Source organism: Roseateles sp. GW821-FHT09H10 (assembly GCF_059415865.1).
Window position 1 is genome coordinate 75481 of the sequence record NZ_JBWKOB010000007.1, and the last position, 20046, is coordinate 95526.

At 62.9% G+C, this 20046-nt stretch carries 19 protein-coding genes; 11 read left to right on the forward strand and 8 right to left on the reverse strand.

Annotated elements, in window-relative coordinates:
* Positions 1-82 precede the first annotated feature (82 nt).
* Complete coding sequence (locus AC07OY_RS26380; RefSeq protein ID WP_495045573.1) at positions 83-445, reverse strand: DUF4148 domain-containing protein; 363 nt, start codon at positions 443-445, stop codon at positions 83-85.
* A 369-nt stretch (positions 446-814) separates the two neighbouring features.
* On the opposite strand from AC07OY_RS26380, the gene AC07OY_RS26385 reads away from it, so the two are divergent.
* The 3 genes from AC07OY_RS26385 to AC07OY_RS26395 all read left to right on the forward strand — a co-directional run bounded on the left by AC07OY_RS26385 (position 815) and on the right by AC07OY_RS26395 (position 2092).
* On the forward strand, positions 815-1072 hold the full coding sequence (locus AC07OY_RS26385; RefSeq protein ID WP_495045574.1) for a hypothetical protein: 258 nt from the start codon (positions 815-817) through the stop codon (positions 1070-1072).
* Positions 1073-1203: 131 nt separating this feature from the next.
* A complete protein-coding gene (locus AC07OY_RS26390; RefSeq protein WP_495045575.1) occupies positions 1204-1821 on the forward strand; it encodes a hypothetical protein in 618 nt (205 codons plus the stop codon).
* Complete coding sequence (locus tag AC07OY_RS26395; RefSeq protein ID WP_495045576.1) at positions 1805-2092, forward strand: hypothetical protein; 288 nt, start codon at positions 1805-1807, stop codon at positions 2090-2092. The genes AC07OY_RS26390 and AC07OY_RS26395 overlap by 17 nt, the downstream gene beginning before the upstream one ends.
* Before the next feature lie 20 nt (positions 2093-2112).
* On the opposite strand, the gene AC07OY_RS26400 is transcribed toward AC07OY_RS26395, so the two are convergent.
* The 5 genes from AC07OY_RS26400 to AC07OY_RS26420 all read right to left on the reverse strand — a co-directional run bounded on the left by AC07OY_RS26400 (position 2113) and on the right by AC07OY_RS26420 (position 6048).
* Entirely contained in the window at positions 2113-2817 is a 705-nt protein-coding gene (locus AC07OY_RS26400) for a YoaK family protein (RefSeq protein WP_495045577.1), read from the reverse strand.
* Positions 2787-3335: a hypothetical protein gene (locus AC07OY_RS26405; protein WP_495045578.1), complete on the reverse strand. Its 549-nt coding sequence runs from the start codon at positions 3333-3335 to the stop codon at positions 2787-2789. Before AC07OY_RS26405 ends, AC07OY_RS26400 begins: the two co-directional genes overlap by 31 nt.
* An 8-nt stretch (positions 3336-3343) precedes the next feature.
* Positions 3344-3856, reverse strand: a complete 513-nt coding sequence (locus AC07OY_RS26410) for a DUF2306 domain-containing protein (RefSeq protein ID WP_495045579.1) — start codon at positions 3854-3856, stop codon at positions 3344-3346.
* 76 nt (positions 3857-3932) lie between these two features.
* Positions 3933-5003 (reverse strand): hypothetical protein, encoded by a 1071-nt coding sequence (locus AC07OY_RS26415; RefSeq protein WP_495045580.1) that lies wholly within the window; start codon positions 5001-5003, stop codon positions 3933-3935.
* Between the two features lie 55 nt (positions 5004-5058).
* Positions 5059-6048 (reverse strand): alpha/beta fold hydrolase, encoded by a 990-nt coding sequence (locus AC07OY_RS26420; RefSeq protein ID WP_495045581.1) that lies wholly within the window; start codon positions 6046-6048, stop codon positions 5059-5061.
* 276 nt (positions 6049-6324) lie between these two features.
* Here AC07OY_RS26420 and AC07OY_RS26425 point away from each other — a divergent pair, with 276 nt between their 5' ends.
* The gene (locus AC07OY_RS26425; RefSeq protein ID WP_495045582.1) at positions 6325-7764 is read left to right on the forward strand and encodes a catalase; all 1440 of its coding nucleotides are present in this window, start codon (positions 6325-6327) and stop codon (positions 7762-7764) included.
* Between the two features lie 73 nt (positions 7765-7837).
* Here AC07OY_RS26425 and AC07OY_RS26430 read toward each other — a convergent pair whose 3' ends face one another.
* On the reverse strand, positions 7838-8515 hold the full coding sequence (locus AC07OY_RS26430; RefSeq protein ID WP_495045583.1) for a response regulator transcription factor: 678 nt from the start codon (positions 8513-8515) through the stop codon (positions 7838-7840).
* Between the two features lie 228 nt (positions 8516-8743).
* Between AC07OY_RS26430 and AC07OY_RS26435 the strand changes: the two genes are divergently transcribed.
* The 6 genes from AC07OY_RS26435 to AC07OY_RS26460 all read left to right on the forward strand — a co-directional run bounded on the left by AC07OY_RS26435 (position 8744) and on the right by AC07OY_RS26460 (position 14733).
* Complete coding sequence (locus AC07OY_RS26435) at positions 8744-9703, forward strand: alpha/beta fold hydrolase (RefSeq protein ID WP_495045584.1); 960 nt, start codon at positions 8744-8746, stop codon at positions 9701-9703.
* A 279-nt stretch (positions 9704-9982) separates the two neighbouring features.
* Positions 9983-10636: a hydrolase gene (locus AC07OY_RS26440; RefSeq protein WP_495045585.1), complete on the forward strand. Its 654-nt coding sequence runs from the start codon at positions 9983-9985 to the stop codon at positions 10634-10636.
* An 18-nt stretch (positions 10637-10654) separates the two neighbouring features.
* Positions 10655-10924 carry a DUF1427 family protein gene (locus tag AC07OY_RS26445; protein WP_495045586.1) on the forward strand — a complete coding sequence of 90 codons (270 nt, stop codon included), beginning with the start codon at positions 10655-10657 and terminating at the stop codon, positions 10922-10924.
* The gene (locus AC07OY_RS26450; protein WP_495045587.1) at positions 10917-12785 is read left to right on the forward strand and encodes an amidohydrolase; all 1869 of its coding nucleotides are present in this window, start codon (positions 10917-10919) and stop codon (positions 12783-12785) included. Before AC07OY_RS26445 ends, AC07OY_RS26450 begins: the two co-directional genes overlap by 8 nt.
* A gap of 30 nt (positions 12786-12815) precedes the next feature.
* Entirely contained in the window at positions 12816-13433 is a 618-nt protein-coding gene (locus tag AC07OY_RS26455; RefSeq protein WP_495045588.1) for a cysteine hydrolase family protein, read from the forward strand.
* 166 nt (positions 13434-13599) lie between these two features.
* Entirely contained in the window at positions 13600-14733 is a 1134-nt protein-coding gene (locus tag AC07OY_RS26460) for a thiolase family protein (protein WP_495045589.1), read from the forward strand.
* Between the two features lie 83 nt (positions 14734-14816).
* On the opposite strand, the gene AC07OY_RS26465 is transcribed toward AC07OY_RS26460, so the two are convergent.
* A complete protein-coding gene (locus tag AC07OY_RS26465) occupies positions 14817-17024 on the reverse strand; it encodes a TonB-dependent receptor (protein ID WP_495045590.1) in 2208 nt (735 codons plus the stop codon).
* 216 nt (positions 17025-17240) lie between these two features.
* Between AC07OY_RS26465 and AC07OY_RS26470 the strand changes: the two genes are divergently transcribed.
* Positions 17241-20018 (forward strand): ATP-binding protein, encoded by a 2778-nt coding sequence (locus AC07OY_RS26470; RefSeq protein WP_495045591.1) that lies wholly within the window; start codon positions 17241-17243, stop codon positions 20016-20018.
* The last annotated feature ends 28 nt before the right edge of the window (positions 20019-20046 follow it).

Genomic DNA, 20046 nt, shown 5'->3' on the forward strand with positions numbered 1-20046 from the left:
GAAGTCCGTCCCTTGGCCTGAAACCGCAATTGCCTGGTGACGCGGGCAGCTGGCTAGGTCGACGCACATGCTGTGTTGCGTGTTACTTCATCTGGACGTCGCTGGCAGCAAGCTGCTGCGGCAGGCGCTCACCGGTCCTTGCCGCAATCGACTGGACCAGTGCGGAGAACTCGGGGGATGAGCGCAACTGCCCGTACCGGGCGCGAGCAGCTTCGTAGCGCTGATTGCCCAGATGCGCCAAGCTGGGGTCGTGCTCGAAGTCGGCCAGGCCGGATGCACGCCAAACTTGCAGGTCGGCCAGCACCTCAGCGCGAGTTGGTCCTGATGCGCTGGGAGCAGGTTTGGATCGCGACTCGGTCGGCTGAGCCTGCGCGGTGGTCAGCGGCCACGAGGCCAGACCGGCGGCGCCCAGCGCCGCGAGAAGTGTCAATCGGTTCAGCTTCATACCAGCTCCTTGAGGTGACAGCGCCGAGTGGGATCACTGCGGACGACTGAGAGCCTATGGACTGGTGTGCGGCGGCGCCTCCCCCGAACGGCCGCCAGCTTTGAAGGGCGGATGGCGGCCTGCGACATCTGCCGTTTGGCGTGCGCGGGTCCAGGCTGATGGCGGTGTCGCAGGGAGCGGCGTCATCTGACATTCCCAAGCACGTCGCAGGAGTCCGCGCTGCCGTACCAGCGAAGGACGATGCGGCAAGTCTGCTGGGCGGGAACGTTCGCCCTCGCGCGGCGGAGCCGTCGAACTTTTGGCGCCGACAATCTCAGCCGGACACCCTATGCAGATGGCCGTCACCGACGACTGACCAAGGAGCAGGCTATGACCGCCATGCAACCACAGGGCTATCAGCCCATCAGCTGCGACTTTCATGACCTGCTCGAAGCGCTGGCGACTACCCACAAAGCAGCGCAGATTCGATTCCTGGATGAAGACGGCACCGTACAGCACCGCCACACCTGCGTGAACGACGTCTTCAGCCACGACGGCGCAGAGTATTTGCTCCTGGAAGGTGGCGAGCGCGTGCGACTGGACAGGCTCTTGTCCGTCGACAAGGCTCATCTCAAGGACTTCTGCTGAGCTGACCGGCCCTGCGGCGTACGGTTGCACCCGTCGTTTGGCGGTCTAAATGCAGTGCTCGAAGGAAGTGCCCTTTGCCGTGCGCTTCAAGGACATTGGACGCACCACCTCCACCAAACGGAGCGTTCGCAATGAGCTGGCAACTGGGTCTCTCTCGCTTCCTTCATGGCCTGCCCCACTTCGTAGGGCCGGCGCACACCGCCAGCGGCCATGTGCGTGCCCGCCCGCCATCTCGTCCGGCGCTTACACCGAAGGCGGCCTTCACCGTCGACCGGGAGGGGAAGCTACTGCCTGCGCTCATCGAGGCGCTTTTCGACTTCGAGGGACGATGGGGCGCCTGGCCTCCGAACCGGGTCGCGGTCCTCATCGACCTGGCCGGGCTTGACCATGCCACGACTGGCCTGCACCTCCAGGGTGCCGGTCTCCCGTCCAGCTTCCACCGTGGCCCCCTGAGCCGGGCCGCTCGCCAGCAACTCCTTCTCGAGGGCCTGGCCGCCCTCGACTCGGGCCTGCTCGCTGAGACCGGCGCTTGCTTCGACGAGCTGTCTCCCACCCTGCGCGGCTACGTGCTGTCCTCTTTCGAACGCGGAGAGCTGGAACTCTGCCGAGAGAGGGCCGAAAGGTTCATGGACTGCATGGTGGAGACCGTCACCTTCGCGTTCCTCAACTGGGAGCTCGAACTGATGGCGCAACACGAGCTACCTTTCAACGACTCTATCCAGGCGAACCATCATGTTCAGCGGCCTTGAACGCGGGGCTGCCGCCCGCGATCCGCGGGCGCGGGAATCCACGGTTCGGTACGTCTTCGGCCTCATCTGGCCGCAGGCCTGCATCGACTGCAGCGCAAGCGAGGACTGCTATCTCGTCGGCGTGTCTGATGGGTCGGTACGCCACGTCATTCGAGTGCCGTGCGCGTTGGTGGAGTTCGACCAAGGGCTCACATTGGTCCGCGCGGTCTACAAGGCCGGCATCCCTGGCCAGCTCTGCTGCGCCGGGGTGGCACGCTCGGTCTCGCTTTGAACCGCCACGGCACCCAGGGATCATCGAGACCAGCGGCTGACGAGTGCTGCGCCTGAGACCGTCACCACAGCCGCCCAGAGGCTGTAGAACCGAAGCGCCGCGTATCCGCCGGCGCCAAGCGCAGAACCGATGGCAAAGGCAGCCACGGCAGGCCAGGTCTGCGACACCCGAGTCCTCACGCCGGCGTCGGCCCGTCCGGTCCACACCGCGAGGACGTCAATGGTGAGCTGCGTGACGTTGCCGGTCATCACCGTTGTCTGAACCGGGCCGGCCAGGCTCGTCCTCATCAATGCGTTCTGTATTCCCAGCGCGCTGATGAGGAGAAAACCGATCACCACGGCTTGCATGTCGTCGGCGCGGTCCGGGAGGCCCAGCCACATCGGCGCGGCCGCCGCCACCGCGAGCAAGAGCGCCTCGGTCCACAGCAGCCACTCCAGGGCCTCCATGCCAAGCCGGCGAAGGGCCACCTCCGCCTGGGCGGCCAGGCCGACGGTGACGATGAATACCGGCAGCGCCAGCGATTTCGTCAGGATGTCGGCATGGCGGTTCACCAGCTCGGAGCCGATGAGGACGAAGTTGCCCGTGACGTGGGCTGTGAACAGCCCGTACAGGCCGATGAAGCCGAGCGTGTCAACGTACGCAGCGGCCATGGTGAGCAGCAAGCTTCGCGGCAGCGTCGGCGACCTGCGTGCGACTACCACCGGATCATCGGCAACGGGTTCCATGGCTTTCTGACGAGTTCACGCAAGGTCAGCTTCGCCAGGCAGGCATGGAACCCGCAGTCGGGAAAGGTTTTCTGGATCAAGCGCACGCGATGGCGGGGGATGCCGAAACTCAGCAAGCCGAAGGACACATCGACGTGGTCGGCCTTGCGCCATTGCTCGACTATCGAGGCCCACGGGCTCATCCGGTACTGGCGCACCTTGTGGTGCTGGACGATAAGTTCATGCACCAGCCAGGAGTCGACCTGTTCGAGGCCCTCCTGCTCGATGAACCTCATCGCCAACCTTGCCGACGGCTCGAGATAGTCGAAGGTGTCGTCCACCCAGATGCCGAGGTCATGAAAGGCCGCAGCGACCGCCAGCGCCGGCAGCGACTCGAAGCTGCTGGGGCCGAGCGCGTTGAAGAAGCTGGCGACCCGATAGATGTGGTTGCGGTAGCCGTCGAAATCGGCACCCAGGACGCCACGATGGGCGTCGAGAACGCGCTCGATGAGGGCGTTCTTGACGACGACACCGGTCATCGAGGACCTCAGGCCCAGCCAGTACGGTGCCGAATCGGCGTCGGCGTCTTCCAGATGCGCCTGACCTGCAGTGCGATACCGAGCATGAACGCCAGAAAGATGAAGCCAATGACCTTCTGCAGCTTCGGGTCGTCTGGCCCGGTGAACAGCGGCGCGCCGACCGGGAACCGCGTGAACGTCTCGGTAGTACCCGGGATCATGTGGAAGAAGAGGGTCAGCGTGTAGCCAATGGTCTCGACGTAGGTGGCGAGCCGGCTCTCCTCGCGATGTCTGCCGGCCGTCACCGCCACCCCAAGCACCACGAGTGTCAAGATGCCCAGCGCGTGCGCGATGTTGAAGCCTCCATGCATGAAGACTCCGAAGCTGGTGAGGCAGGCAATCGCCGTGCAAGCGATGTAGGTCTTTCCGAGGCTCAGCTCGGCACTGATGCGGCCGAACCTGAAAGACATGGCGTAGCCGCAGATGACGGCGACAAGACCAAACGCGGTGTGTACCGCGCCGAGGGAGGACAGTCCAAGCATGATGTTCCTTTCCGGGCATTGAGCCTCTTCAGTGCATGCAATCAAAGACGCCCGGCGGAACGCCTGGCGCTCTTCCTCAGGGAAGCTTGAAACGAACGAGGTTCCAGCGGGTGACGCGCTCCTCCCACTCGTCACCGGCGACGGGCGTGAGCGGCAGCGCGAGGTTGGTGACGACCATGTACTTGCCGGAGACGGCCGTCGACGCAGGGAACAGCAATCCTTGAGGTGAGCCGTCTCTGTTGATGCCGGCGAACTCCCCCGCCCTCACGCGGATGAGCCCGCTCTCGTCGACGCCAAGTACGACATCGGCTTGGTTGGCGCAAACCCAGAGCAGCCCGTTGTGGAACATGAGGCCATCCGCACCGGGGAGACTCTCGGACAGGACACTTAACTGCCCGCTGGCCAGGTCCATTTTCAGAAGGCGGCCATCACCGGCGTTGTTGATATAGAGCACTCCGGGCGTGCTGCCAAAAGCCAGGCCGTTCGCACCGAACGGCAGATGCCCAGCGGTGGCCAGCAGCGGGTCACGCGAGATGACCGACACCGTGCACGAGCTGCAGGTCGCGGCGTTCTCGATCTTGTAGATTGCGCCTTGGAAGCTGTCAGAGATATAGAGGTTTATGTCGGCGTCGAAGACCATCCCGTTGATGGCCGGAAAACCGGCCGAACCGAACACGATGCGGTCCATGCTGCCGTCGGGATTGTTTACCGTGCGAGGGACGACCGAGGTTGGCTTCAGGGCAGTGAAGGATGCGAGGTCTTCAAGCTTGCTGCTCTCGGTAAAGTCGCCGTCCAGGCGCTGGAGCTTGGACGCTCCGAAGTTGAGGATGTAGAGCTTCCCATCCAGATACTCGAGGCCTGTCAGCGGTGTCGGGCCGAACGAGTACCTCGCCAGCAACTTGCCGCCTGCTGAGTAGCGCAGCACCTGGTTGTTGCGTTCACTGGCCGGCTCACGCGCATCGAACGTCCCGACATACAGGTCGCCGTTCTTCGGGTTGGAGGCCAGGCCCTCGGGGTGCCTCACGTCGGCGGGAAGCGTGACGAAGGGCTGGACCGCGACGCGCGTAGGTCCTGTTAAGTCAGCGGCACGTACCGTCGCTGCAACGCAGGCAAAGGCCAAAATCAGCGCGAAAAGCAGGGGTCGCATGGATGCTCCAGCTCGATAAAAGCCGCCCTCGCACGGAGAGGGCGGCCCTGGCTGCTTAGGCCTTGGCGAAAGCCAAGAGGTCGGCGTTCAGCTGTTCTTTGGCGGTGTCGCCCAGGCTGTGGCTGCCGCCCTTGTAAATCTTCAGCTCGGCACCCTTGACCAGCTTGGCCGAGAGCAGCGCAGCGCCCTGAATGGGGACGATCTGGTCGTCGTCGCCGTGGATGATGAGCGTCTTGACGTTGAACTTCTTCAGGTCTTCGGTGAAGTCCGTCTCCGAGAACGCCTTGATGCAGTCGTAGGCGTTCTTGTGGCCGGCCATCATGCCCTGCAGATACCAGGACTGGATCAGGCCCTGGGACACCTTGGCGCCGGGGCGGTTGAAGTTGAAGAACGGGCCACTGGCCACGTCGAGGAAGAACTGAGCGCGGTCAGCCAAGTAGGCCTTGCGAAACCCATCGAAGACCTCCATCGGCAGGCCCACCGGGTTGTTTGCCGACTTCACCATGATGGGCGGCACCGCGCCCATCAGCACCGCCTTCGAGACGCGCGCGTTGCCGTGGCGGCCGATGTAGCGGGCGACCTCGCCGCCACCTGTGGAGTGCCCGACCATCATGGCGCCCTTCACTTCGAGCTTGGTGAGCAGTTCCTGCAGGTCGTCGGCGTAGGTGTCCATCTCGTTGCCATTCCAGGGTTGGCTGGAGCGACCGTGGCCGCGTCGGTCATGCGCGATGCAGCGGAACCCGTTGGACGCGAGGTGGAACATCTGCGCTTCCCAGGCGTCGCTGCTCAGCGGCCAGCCATGGCTGAACGTGACGACCTTGCCGTCCTTCGGGCCCCAGTCCTTGTAGTAAATCTGGGTGCCATCCTTGGTGGTGATGTAGCTCATGGTTTGCCTTTCGACGGTTGCTGCGGCCTGCGTGGCCGCGATGGAAACGGAGGGGCTGAGGGTTGCGGCCAAGGGAAGCGCAGCGGCGGCCGCCAGAGTGGCGGTGCCCACCAGGAGGTCGCGCCTACCTTGGTCCACGTTGTTGCTGAACTGATCCATGACGTTCTCCTTCACCCTTGGGCTGTTGTCAGTGCGGGACTCTTGACCTGGACGACGCTCGCCCAGTCAGTGCATGGATCGTCTTTTCGGCGTTGCCGCGCGTCGTCTGCCGGGTGGGTGGGGACGAGGGGTGCCGAACGGCGGGGACCGTGACAACGTAGCGCCGTCCATCGGCCATCCAGCCGATTGGCATGCGAACCAGCCAGCCCGTTGACAGAGGCAGTCAGCCGATGAGTTCGGCAACGTGCGCCGGTGTTCACCCCACGGAGCTTTGACATGGACCACAGAATCAGCCACGCGAACGGCGCTCCCGTCGTCGACAACCTCAACATCGAGACGGCCGGGCCTCGAGGGCCCGCGCTGCTCCAGGACATCTGGCTGCTCGAGAAGCTGGCTCACTTCGACAGAGAAGTGATTCCCGAAAGGCGCATGCATGCCAAAGGCTCGGGCGCCTACGGCCGATTCACAGTCACGCACGACATCACAGACCTGACGCGCGCAAGCCTGTTCCGCGGCATCGGTAAGGAGACAAGCGTCTTCGTTCGCTTCTCAACCGTCGCTGGAGAGCGAGGCGCTGCCGATGCCGAGCGAGACATCCGTGGCTTCGCGATTAAGTTCTACACGGATGAGGGCAACTGGGACCTTGTAGGGAACAACACTCCTGTCTTCTTCCTCCGTGATCCGCTCCGGTTCCCCGATTTGAACCATGCGGTAAAGCGAGACCCTCGCACCAACCTTCGCTCCGCGCAGAACAACTGGGACTTCTGGACATTGATGCCTGAAGCCCTTCACCAGGTCACTATCGTCATGAGCGACCGCGGCTTGCCAGATGGCTATCGCCACATGCACGGCTTCGGCAGCCACACCTACAGCTTCATCAACAACGCGAACGAGCGCCACTGGGTGAAGTTCACGCTCAAAAGCCAGCAAGGCATTCGCAATCTCACAGACGCAGAAGCTGCGCAGCTGGTGGCCGGCGACCGCGAGAGCGCGCAGCGTGACCTCTACAACGCCATCGAGTGCGGCCAGTACCCGAAGTGGACCCTCTACGTCCAGGTGTTGAGCGAGGCGGCCGCCAAGAGCCTGCCCTACAACCCTTTCGACCTGACCAAGGTCTGGTTGCACAGCGACTCACCGCTCATCGAGGTCGGCGTCCTTGAGCTCAACCGGAATCCGGACAACTACTTTGCCGAAGTCGAGCAGGCCGCTTTCACGCCGGCGAACGTGGTGCCCGGCATCGGCTTCTCGCCGGACAAAATGCTGCAGGCACGGCTCTTCTCTTACGGAGATGCGCAGCGCTACAGGCTGGGCGTCAACCATCACTCCATCCCAGTGAACGCTCCACGCTGCCCGTTCACCAGCTACCACCGTGACGGCGCCATGCGCGTCGACGGCAACGCCGGCGGGCTGCCGGGTATCGTGCCGAACAGTCGCGGCAAGTGGGCAGACCATCCCGAGCTGCTGCCGCCCGCACTGCAGTTAGACGGCGAGGCCGACCACTGGGACCACACGGCGGACGATGACTACTTCACCCAGCCAGGTCTACTCTTCCGTCACATGAGCGCAGAACAGCGGCAAACTCTCTTCGAGAACACCGCTCGAGCCATCGACGGGGCGAGCGATGAGGTCAAGGCGAGGCACGTTCACAACTGCGCTCAGGCCGATCCTGACTATGGTGCCGGCGTCGAGCGCGCCATGAAGGCGCTACGCGGATAGCAAAAAGGCCCTGGCGTTAGGTCAGGGCCTTCCTGTCTGTGCGGGCAGCAGCCAATGCCCCGCCGGGCGCCGGTCAAAACTCGTTTGCAGCGGCCATCCCTCTCCACACAGGCGGAGCAACGTCGCGATGACGTTGTTCTGAGACTTCCGCAATGAGACCGCGGGACAGGGCGACGTTGACTGCTTGCGTACGGTTGTTGACGCCCAGCTTGCCCAGAATGCATTCGACATGGCCCTTGACGGTTCCATGTCCAATGCCGAGGCAGTTGGCAATAGCTTTGTTTCCCAGGCCTTTCCACATGCACTGGAGCACCGACAGCTCGCGTTGGGTCAGTGATTCGTGCGTGAGGCTGTCCGCGACGCACCGCAACACGCCTTCACTGAAGTAGCGCCCACCCGATGCAACCGTTCGAACGCAAGCAAGCAGCTCGGTCACGCTGCACATTGCCAGGACGTAGCCATCAACACCCGCCTCGAGAGCCGCCCGCACCTCTACTTCCCTGCCATTGGAGCCGATGACCGCCAAACGGCACCCCCGAAGGCTCGCGTGCCCCGCATTCCGCTCGGAGGCCAGACCGATGGCTGTTTCGTGGTCGGTGATGAAAAGGTCTGCCGCTACGGGATGCCCGTCCAGCCACACTGAGGCGTTGATGTTGCTCTCCTGCGAGAGAGCAAAGATTGCCCCATTCGCCACGAGAGGCGTTGGGTGTCGCACGGCAACTTTGATGGGGCGCACTGTGTTGAACTGCATGTTGATCGTCCTCCTTCGGCCACGAGCTTCTCGCGCCGTGAAGACATCGTCTGCGAATGGCCGCTGCAGATCACGTTAAGAGCCGTGAAGGCGAGCGCCCTCTGGCGACATTGAACAACTTTTAACGCGTCCATCTGCCGTTCGGCGGGTCGTCTTGGGGCCGTTCGGTAGGTCCGAGCCTTGCAGTTCCGCTGCAGCATGAAGAGGCTCAACTTCAGGAGACCTGCCATGACCGCCGTAGCTCAAGTCCGCCCTCTGCCTCGTGAAATCAACCGCGGGATGCGGGCGCTCTTTGCCTCCATCGCGATGCTCGTCGCGCCGGCCACCTGTCTGGCGGCTGGGATAGGAGCTAGCTCCGTGGAAACGCGAACCGTGGAACTCGCCGGCAGCACCATCGCGTATCGGGACCTGGGACCGAAGACTGGCGTTCCGCTTCTACTCATCAATCGGTTCCGAGGAACCATGGACACTTGGGACCCCAAGCTTATTGACAAGCTGGCGTCGCAGCGACGCGTCATCATGTTTGACCAACCGGGGTTTGCGCGCTCCTCGGGCACGCCACCGGACAATCTCAAGTCGTTCGCATCAACCGCAGTTGACGTGGCGCACAAACTCGGCGTCGATAAATTCGACGTCTTGGGGTTCTCCATGGGTGGAACGGTCGCGCTTCAAATGGTCCTCGACCACCCCACATCGGTACGCCGGGCGGTGATTGCGGCCTCTGTGCCTGGCTACGTCCAGGCCGACGTTCCCTCAAACAAGCAGGCCGGCAACGAGGTCTGGTCGGTGGCCACAAAAGCGGTGAACACCGACGAGGACTTCCTCTACCTTTTCTTCGAGCCGACTGAAACCAGCCAAGCCGCTGGTCGGGACTACCTTTCCCGCCTCACAAAGCGCAAGGACGCGTACCTCAAGCACGTTGATGCAGCGGCTTGGCAGGCGCAGCTCAAATCCGCTTCCGGCGTACGCGATGCCGAGACCTCGCTGCTGCCCCGTCTGAGGGAAATTCGCCATCCGGTGTTCGTCGCCAATGGGCGGCACGACATCATGGCGCCTACCTACGCATCGTTCGCGATGGCCCAGGAACTGCCGAATGGCTGGTTGAAGATTTACCCGGACTCCGGCCACGGGTTCCTTTTCCAGTACGCCGACGAGTTCGGTGAAGACGTTCTGCGCTTCCTTCGCTAGGGCAATTAATCCTCGCAAACGGCGGTGGTTTGTCGAAAAGACAGGCCACCGCTTGTCCTTTCCAGGCGCGTACCGCCGCAATGCTCGGCCGCTCAGCTGCTCCTTCGGTACGGGATTGCAGAGGCTGCTGGCAGAGCTGCGCTTCGATGATGCCCTCGAGGCGTTCGCCCATGAGTGCCGAACGGCAGGCTGCGCGGTCCTCCACGCGGCAGATGCCATGCATCAGCGCTGAAAGAACACTTGCGCTGCCACTCCGGCCCCCACTTTGAGGAGAGCTTCATGACCCTGACCGCCACACCGACGCCCGCCGCGCAGCTGCTGACCCCTGCCAATCACGCACTGTTGATGATTGACTTCCAGTCGCAGATGGCGTTCGCCACCCGCTCTATCGACGCTATCGAATTGCGGAACAACGCCGGCCTCGTTGCCCACGCAGCAGCTGGCTTCGGGGTGCCGACCATCCTGACGACCGTGGCCGAGAAGAGCTTTTCCGGCCCGATGTTCAGCGAGGTGACCGATGCGTTTCCCGGCCAGGAACTGCTCGACCGCACCTCGATGAACTGCTGGGAGGACGGTGCCGTCATCAAGACCGTCAACGCCATCGGGCGCGACCGAATCGTCCTCGGGGGCCTATGGACGTCCGTCTGCATCGTCGACCCCGTGCTCTCAGCCTTGGCCCAGGGATTCGAGGTCTATGTGCTGACCGACGCCTGCGGCGACGTGTCCACCGAGGCGCATGAGCGCGCCGTGGAGCGCATGGTTCAGGCTGGCGCACGACCGATGACGTCGCTGCAGTACCTCCTCGAACTGCAGCGCGACTGGGGCCGCTCGGATACCTACGCGCTGACCACCGGTATCGCTGCGAGGTTTGGCGGCGCCTATGGTCTGGGCATCATCTACGCCGGCACCATGTTCGGCGGTCACGAAGGCTGATACAGCAACGTGATGACAATGAAGCCCTATCTGCTCTCGCTGGCCGTCGGCCTGCTGGTCGGCGTCATCTATGCCGTCCTCAACGTGCGCTCTCCGGCGCCGCCAGTCATCGCGCTCGTCGGTCTCCTGGGCATCCTTCTCGGCGAACAGCTGCCGCCGCTCGCGCGCAAGCTGTTCGCCGGTCAGGAGAGTCAGGCTTCGTGGCTTCAGCACCAGGTCAAGCCACACATGTTCGGTGAGCTGCCGCAATGCGCCGACCTGAAGCGCGAAGGGGATCAACATGGCTGAATGCGCAGAGCTGGTCCTGCTCGGCGGCCGCATCACCACGCTGAACAAGGGGCAACCGGAGGCGCAGGCGGTGGCCGTTGGCGGCGGTCGCTTCCTTGCGGTCGGCGACAACCGCTTCATCAAATCGTTCATCGGGGACAACACCACGGTCATCGAGTTGGGAGGGCGGCGGGTACTGCCCGGCCTCATCGACAACCATCTGCACATCATCCGGGGCGGGCTGAACTTCAACCTCGAATTGCGCTGGGATGGCGTCCGCTCGCTGGCGGACGCGATGGCCATGCTGAAGGCTCAGGTCGCCATCACGCCCGCTCCACAGTGGGTGCGCGTTGTGGGCGGCTTCAGCGAGCAGCAGTTCGCTGAAAGGCGCCTTCCAACCCTCGAGGAACTGAACGCCGTTGCGCCGGACACGCCTGTCTTCATCCTTCACCTTTACGACCGCGCGTTGCTGAACGCGGCGGCGCTTCGTGCCGTGGGGTACGACCGAAACACCCCTGAGCCGCCTGGCGGGCAAATCCTCAGGGACTCGGCAGGCAACCCGACAGGCCTGCTGCTGGCCAAGCCCAATGCGGCGATCCTCTACGCGACGCTGGCCAAAGGTCCCAAGCTGCCGCTCGAATACCAGCTCAACTCCACGCGCCACTTCATGCGCGAGCTCAACCGGCTGGGCATCACCGGCGCCATCGACGCAGGTGGTGGGTTTCAAAACTACCCCGACGACTACGCGGTCGTCGAGCAGCTCGCACGCGACGGACTGCTGACGATCCGCCTGGCCTACAACCTCTTCACACAGAAGCCCAAGCAGGAGAAGGAAGATTTCCTGCGCTGGACGGCGTCGTCCAAGTACAAGCAAGGCGACGACTACTTTCGCCACAACGGCGCTGGCGAGATGCTGGTGTTCTCCGCGGCGGACTTCGAGGATTTCCGCGAGCCACGTCCTGAGATGGGGCCAGCCATGGAGCCCGACCTTGAGGCCGTCGTCCGCGTGCTTGCTGAGAACCGCTGGCCTTGGCGAATGCACGCGACGTATGACGAGACCATCAGCCGAGCATTGGACGTCTTCGAGCGCGTCAACAAGGACATCCCGCTCCAGGGGCTCAACTGGTTCTTTGACCATGCGGAGACCATCTCCGGTCGTTCGATGGAGCGCGTCGCGGCCCTAGGCGGCGGGATCGCTGTTCAGCACCGCATGGCCTATCAAGGCGAGTATTTCGTGGAGCGCTACGGCGCCAAGGCCGCAGAGGCCACGCCGCCGGTCAAGCGCATGCTGGAAAGCGGCATGCGCGTGTCCGCCGGCACCGACGCCACCCGTGTCGCTTCCTACAACCCATGGGTCGCGCTCTCGTGGCTCATCACCGGCAAGACCGTCGGTGGCCTGCGACTCACGCCCGAACGCAACTGCCTTGACCGGGACCAAGCGCTGCGCATGCTCACGGAAAACGTGACCTGGTTCAGCGACGAGGCCGGCAAAAAGGGGCGCATCGAGACAGGCCTGTTCGCGGATTTGATGGTCGCCGACACCGACCTGTTCAAGTGCAGTGAAGACGCGATTGCCGGCACCACGTCACTGCTGACGGTGGTGGGCGGCCAGGTGGTGTGGGCAGCAGGCGAGTTCGCCAAGCACGACAGCGCCGGACCACCGCCAGCCATGCCCGACTGGTCACCTGTGCGCCGCTGGGGAGGCTACGGCGCCTGGGGCGAAGGTAAACCGCTTCAGGCCGCTATGCGCATCGCGTGTGCATGCTCAAGCGCATGCGGGGTACATGGGCACGCTCACGACCGGGCCTGGGGCGCGGCGGTGCCGACGGCCGACTTGAAGGGCTTCTGGGGCGCCTTGGGCTGCGCGTGTTGGGCTGTCTGACGGGTTCACCACTTACCAACTGGAGCAATCATGACTCTGACTTCGTTGTTTCCGAAGGGCGCCACTGCCCTCCTCCTCGTTGATCCGTACAACGACTTCCTGAGCGACGGAGGCAAGCTGGCAGGCATGGCCAAGGAGGTGCTCGAAGCAGTAAACACTGTGGCCAATATGAAAACTTTGGTGGGCGCCTGCAGGAGCCAAGGTGTGCCCATCTTCTACGTACCGCACCACCGTGCCCGTCCGAACGATTTCAATGGCTGGCGCCATCCAACGCCGTATCAGCTGGGTGGACACAAGTTCCAGGTCTTTGCAGAGGGGACCTGGGGCGGCGAATGGCATCCAGACTTCGTTCCCCACCCGGGCGACATCGTCGTCAAGGAGCACTGGTCAGGGAGCGGCTTCCACAACACCGACCTCGACCTGCAACTGAAGCAACGTGGCATCAGCCACGTCATCGTCATCGGGCTGCTTGCGAACACATGCATCGAGACAACCGCGAAGGTGGCCGTTGAACTGGGCTACCACGTCACACTGGTGAAGGATGCCACGGCAGCTTTCAGCCACGACGCGCTGAAGTACGCACATGAAATCAACGGGCCGACATTTGCGCACGCCATCCTGTCGTCGCAGGAGGTGCTCGCCGACTGAGGCACGCCTTCGAGTGCCCTAGCCATCTGCGATGCCGGAGCCTGGCACTCCCGACTGCCCCCCTCGGCGATCAACAGTCAGGGATTGTTCCCTGCCAAAAGCCAGTTCCACGGCACTCCCGCCCGCCGCACTGTAAGTAGCTCAATCAGCAGAGTTCGAGAGTCCTATGAAAGCCGTCGTTGCAGCATTCGCGCGCTCACCCTTCCACTTTTCCAGGAAGGGCCGCCTGGCCAATGTCAGGCCCGATGAGCTCGCGGCACAGGTCGTCCGAGGGCTCTTGGACCGATGCGCCGTGGACCCCACATTGTTAGAGGACGTCATGCTGGGCTGCGCCTACCCCGAGGCAGCACAAGGCAACAACCTGGCACGAATCGTGGGCCTCTTGGCAGGCCTGCCGATTGAGGTGGGCGGCATGACCATCAACCGATTTTGCGGCTCGTCGATGCAAGCGATTCACACCGCTGCAACCCACATCGAGGCAGGCGTTGCCGAAGCTGTGCTGTGCGTCGGTGTCGAGTCGATGACCATGGTTCCCCAGGGCGGCTTCAACTTCAGTCCTCACCCCGAGCTCCATGAGCAGTCTGACGCCTACATCTCGATGGGCGATACCGCAGAAAACGTGGCGACTCGCTGGAACGTGAGCCGAAGGGATCAGGAGCAACTGGCACTGGAGTCCCACCAAAAGGCCGCGGCCGCGCGCAACTTGAATCGCCTCGCTGAGGAAATCGTACCCATCCGCCTGCCCGAGGGGGTGCTCGTTGATGAGGACGGCTGCATCCGGCCCGGTACGTCCTTGGAAGCCCTGGCAGCGTTGAAGCCGGCGTTCAGGCCAGATGGAACCGTCACAGCAGGCACGTCGTCGCCGCTTACCGACGGCGCAGCTGCCGTGCTGGTTTGCAGCGATGTCTTCGCGACTCGCCACCGGATCAAGGCGCTTGCTCGCATCAGGGCCATCGCCACGGTGGGCGTCGATCCGGCTGTCATGGGAATAGGCCCGGTGCCCGCATCGAAGAAGGCCCTGCAGAGGGCCGGATTGACCGTCGACGACCTCGGCGTCGTGGAACTTCACGAAGCCTTCGCGTCACAAGCATTGGCCTGTGCCCGAGAGCTGAAGATCGACCCCACCACGATGAACCTCGATGGCGGCGGTTTGTCCATCGGTCACCCGTTGGGCGCGACCGGCGCCCGCATCGTCGGAAAGGCGGCCAGCCTGTTGAAGCGGACCGACACCACCTTTGCCCTCGCAGCTCAGTGCATCGGCGGCGGACAAGGAATCGCAACGGTGCTGGAGCAGCTATGACCAGCTCCCAAGCCGGACGTCATTGCTGGTGTGATTCCCAAGTCGAGCTGGCTGCGTATCCGCGCCCAGCCCAGCGCTGCCACTCAGAAGTCGTATCGTCCCGTGAAAAAGAACGTACGCGGCGAGTTGTAGAAGGTGTTGTGCAGGCCTAGCGGAGGTGCGAGCACTGGAAGCATGGCGTAGGCACGATCCTGTAGGTTCCGTACCCGGAACGAATAGGTCCAGTGCGAATCCAAAGGAGCGTAGCGCGTAGAAATGTCGATGTAGGACTGCTGCGGGGTCCGGACGGCCGGATTGTTGGCAACGTCAGAAAACTGACGCCCGATCAAGCGTAGCGAGAGGTCCGCCGCCAGTTGTCCGTCACCCACAGGTACTGCCCAGCTCAACGTTGTCCCAAGGCTGACACGCGGGGCCCATGGAATCTGGTTCCCGACATAGTTGGTGCCGGCGGCACCCGATGGATTGAGGAAGGTGGTGAACTTGGTGCGGAGCAGCTCCAGCGAGACTTTCCAGTTCAGGCTGGCGGTCAGACGCGCGACGAGGTCGAGGTCCGCGCCATATGTCTTTGCGTTGCCAGCGTTCACGAGCACCGTGTCATTGACGCGCACACCGTTCACGAGCGTCGCGGTCAAGCCCGCGTGATAGTCCTTGAAATCGTTGTAAAACAGTGCGAGGCTCGCATCCGCGGTTCCGTCGAACAGTCGGACCTTCGCGCCGGCCTCGTAGCTGGTCACCTTCTCCGGCGCCGTCGCCACGCCGGCTGCCGCCAAAGATTCCGCGGCGCGGTTGAAGCCCCCAAATTTCTCGCCCTTCGCAATCGTTCCGTATAGGAACGTCGCTGGGTCCAGTTGGAAATCCACGCCCAACTTGGGAAGCACACCGGACGCAGATGCCTTCAAGTCAGGCGCTGCGTACACCTGCAGGGTACGGTTCCATTCTGCGTCGGTACGCCAGAACCGGTTGTCAGCATCCTGCTCCGTGCGATAGGCCCGCAATCCAATGGTCAAGCCCACCGCCTGCGTCCATGCATACCTCGCCTGCCCGTAAGCGCCTACGTCCTTCGTGCTCTGCTCGGTGAGTGCTTCCGTGCGATTGGGCGTCGAGGCCGTCAGCGGCAATGTGCGAGCCAAGCGATGGAAATGGAATTTGTCTGCAGTCAGCAATGTGCCGGCGGTCCAGCTCCATTCCCTATTCCGGCCTTGGAATTGGAACTCCTGCGAGACCGCCCGTTGCTTGATGTCTTGCCCCGTCCAGAAGCGCTCCTGCACCAAGCCGCCCCAGTCACCATTCATGGGGTCGATGATGTAGGAACGGTACGCGGTGATGGACTTGAAGATGACCTCCGAAGACAGCCGCTTCGTGATCTTGAGAGAGACGCCCTCCGCTCTCGCGTCGACGTCGCCCGTGTCCAAGGACGTGTAGGTGACTCGCGGGGCGCTGTTCGGGTGATTGAGGGGAAAGTTGATGGTATTGAGGTCCGACCGGTCTCTCAGTCCATCGACAGCAATGACGACACTGAAGTCTTCACCGGCCGAATACTTAAGCTTGGCGCGGGCCTGCGTCGCGTGGAGCTTGTTGACCCGCTTGTCCAGCGTGGCGTTGTATCCGAACCCATCGTTGTGCCGCGTCGAGAACGCGAAGCTAGCGGCAAAGTTTTGGCCGATCTGCCCAGTCGCGTAGCCGTGCAACTCCCTGGCGTCGTAGTTGCCAAGTGACCCTGAAAGCCAGGCTTCCCCGAGCTTGGATGGCTCCCTGGAAACGATCTTTGCGGCGCCGCCACTGGAGTTCTGACCATAGAGGGTGCCCTGGGGACCGCGCAGCACCTCGATGCGTTCAACGTCCGGGAGGTCCCATAGGCCCGCCGCATACCCGCGGATCAGGGGTACGTCATCGACGTACACGCCAACCGCCTGCGTCATCGCTGGCTGAGAATTTCCGACGCCGCGGATACCCATGGCTTGAGGCATGTTGGTAAAGCCATTGGGCACCGTCACACCTGCGATCACTCCAACGAGGTCTGATAGGCCTGAAGTCGCCTTCTTCTCGATTTCGTCCTTGCCGACAGCTCCAACGGAGACTGGGGTTCTGCGGAGCAGTGTCTCTTGGCGCTCAGCGGTCACAACAACCTCGGGCAGCTGCGCCCGCTCTACGGCGCCGGCGACCTCCTGTGCCAAGCAACCACCAGAAAATTCAAATGCAGCAGCCCCCAACGCCGCGGCGCGCAAAGCCGTTGTGCGCCACAGCGGGGGCGGCCGGCGCTTGGAAGGGTCGATTCGGTAGTGTGCTGGCATCTGTGATGGGCTGCAGGCATGAAGTATCGCAACGCGCTCACGCTTGATCGTGAGCGCCTGCGGGCCGATGCTATGAGGTCAAAGCACGCCGTGACAGGCGCTTAAGCTGCGTTTAACTGAATTTCACGCCGGCCTGCGCCAGCACCCCGGCAAGAATCGCGCAACGCCAGCTTCCGCTTGTTTGGCCTGGGCATCGGCGCAGGGCTAAGGGTTTCAATGGATTCGTCGATTTTGAAGTTCGGGGAATTTGCGCTGCATCGGCGCAAGCGGCAGCTTTCCCGGGGCGACAAGCAGATCGGGCTCGCTCCAGCCGCCCTGGACGTGCTCGAAATACTGGTGGACCACGCAGGAGAGGTGCTGGCCGATTCCGACATCCTGTTGGAAATCCACAGCCCCATGGATTGCCGTGACGTCTACGACCATGTCGTCTCCCTGAATACTGCGCTGCAGGCCGAGGGTGGCACCCATCTGGCATTGATTTCAGATCGTGGGTACAAGTTCATCGGCCCTGTCAGTGAGCCTTCGAGGCGTCGGCGCTCCAGCAACCTCGTACCGAAGCGAATCGTTGGCCGCAGCGATACCGTGCATTCGGTCGCTGCGAGCCTGCGCACAAGCCGCCTAGTCACGCTCTTCGGCGCGGGCGGCGTTGGCAAGACAACGGCTGCGCAAGAAGTTGTGCGCCATGTCGCGAAGGAATTTGACGACGGGGTGTGCATGGTGGACCTGGCAACGTTGTCTAGCGGCGCCTTCTTGGTCGCCAGCGTGGCGATGTCGCTCGGGTTGAACCTGGACCTCACGATTGGTGGAGCCAATTCGGCTGGACGGCTTGCGCGTGCGATCCGCAACCACAGAGTGCTTGTCGTCTTGGACAACTGCGAGCACCTCATTGACGATGCGGCCCAGGTCGTCGAAGCACTTCTCACCGCGCCGCACCTCAAAGTTCTCACGACGAGTCGCGAGGGCCTGCGTGTAACAGGCGAAGTGGTGCACGTACTTCGGCCGCTTGCCGTCCCAGACACCTCAACAGACGTCCAGGACTTGATGGGCTTCGGCGCCATGGAGCTCTTCGTCGAAAGGGCACGAGCAGCGTCACCATCCCTGTTGCTCGACGAGGACGACTACGTCGCCGCCGCTGAAATCTGTCGGCGCGTCGATGGCATACCGCTGGCCATCGAACTGACGGCCGCAAACGTCGGCCGGCTGGGGGTCACGGGCCTTTTGGAGAGCCTGAGAGCTACCGTTCTCGCGTTGCAGCCTTCGCAGAGTTCCCCGAGCGAGCGCCATCGAACCATACAGGCGGCACTGGATTGGAGCTACACGCTGCTCTCGGACATTGAAAAGCGAGCCTTCAACAGGCTTTTCGTCTTCCGCGGTGAGTTCACACTCGACTCAGCGGTTCAGGTGGTAAGCGATACCGAGGACACTGATGGGGACCTGGCGGAAGCAGTGCTTGCCCTCGCAGCCAAATCAATGGTCTCGACGTCACACCGAAAAGGCGCGGCCCACTTTCGCCTGCTCGAGCTCGCCAAGCTGTACGCCACCGAGAAAGTCACCAACGAGGAAGAGATGCGCCTCGTGTCCTCGCGCCATGCCCGAGACTGCATCCGGCGGCTACGAAAAGCAGAAGAGGACTGGCACGGACTCAGCAGACCCGAATGGTGGTCCTTACACGGCTCGCTGGTGGATGATGTGCGTGCCGCGTTAGCCTGGGCCCAGCGCAAGGGCGGCGACGTTGTTTTCGCTGCAACGCTCGTACTTGAGAGCCTTCCCGTCGCTGGTCGCCTTTCCCTGCTTCACGAGTTCTCGAGCTACATGCGGCTCGCCCTCGCGAGCATTGAAGACGTGGAGGGCGATCATCAACAGCTGCAGTTCAGACTGACAGCAGCGCTGGGCGAGTTTCAGTTCTTTTCCCTGGACCTCGACTCCTCCAAGCGTTCCCTCGATTTGGCGAAGAGCCGCGGCAAGCGGCTTACGTCAGATGAGGACCAGATGGGCGTCATCGTCTCGGCTTGGGCAAACGCCCACCTAGGAGGCAACTACCCTGAAATGGAACGGATGAGCCGCGCCGTTCTACAGCACGCGGCCGCGACTGAGAAGCCAAGCGATCTGATTTTTGGCTGGCGGGGAATGGCGCTCGCGCTCCACTACCGCGGTGACTACGCGTCGTCGATTCAGTTTGCCGAGCGAGCGCTTTCGCTGAACACCGACTCGGTTCGACCTAGCAGCTATTACCTCCAGACAATGATTGACCGAGAGGTAGCCATGCGCGTGTTCATCGCCAGGAGCTACTGGATAACGGGCCGCCCCGACGATGCCCTGCAGTTGGCAGAGGAGGCGCTTCCGTGGGCCAAGCGCGACCGACCAGCTGCCGTTTGCGTCACGCTCGCTGTCGCCCTCATTCCAATCTCCCTTTGGCGAGGTGACGTGACGCGCGCAGTTCGCTACTTGAGCGCGCTTGAGGACGCGGCGGAGACACACGGGCTCGAATTTGGGAAGCTATGGGCAAGATTGTTCAGGTACGCAGTTCGGGAAGCCAAGAGCGCAGACGGCGACGCCGGACTGCAAGCGCAGTTGCAAGGCATCGAACACGGCGGAAGCGCACAGGAAGTCGACATGCTATCCACAATACCCGGTGCAGCGCTGACCGAACTGGCAGTAGCCCGAGTCAATCAAGGCTTGGTTGGCTGGTGCGCACCCGAAGTGCTGCGGCGCCAGGCCATGGATCACATGGCCCGTTCAGAGCTACGGGCTGGCGAAACTATGCTGGTCCGCGCTCTCGACCTTGCCCGATTTCAGGGCGCGGCATCTTGGGAACTGCGTTGCGCACTCGCGCTCGGGAAACTATGGAGCCAGGACGGCCGCGTGGACCAGAGCATGCGACTTGTCGCCGCCACCGCTGAAAAGTTCACTCAAGGGTACGAGACGGCCGACATGGTTGCGGCCCAACAGTTCCTAGAAGGGCTCGACAACGGGCGGAAACGAGCTCCACACTAACGGCAACGACGCGGCCAAAGGCTAGCGA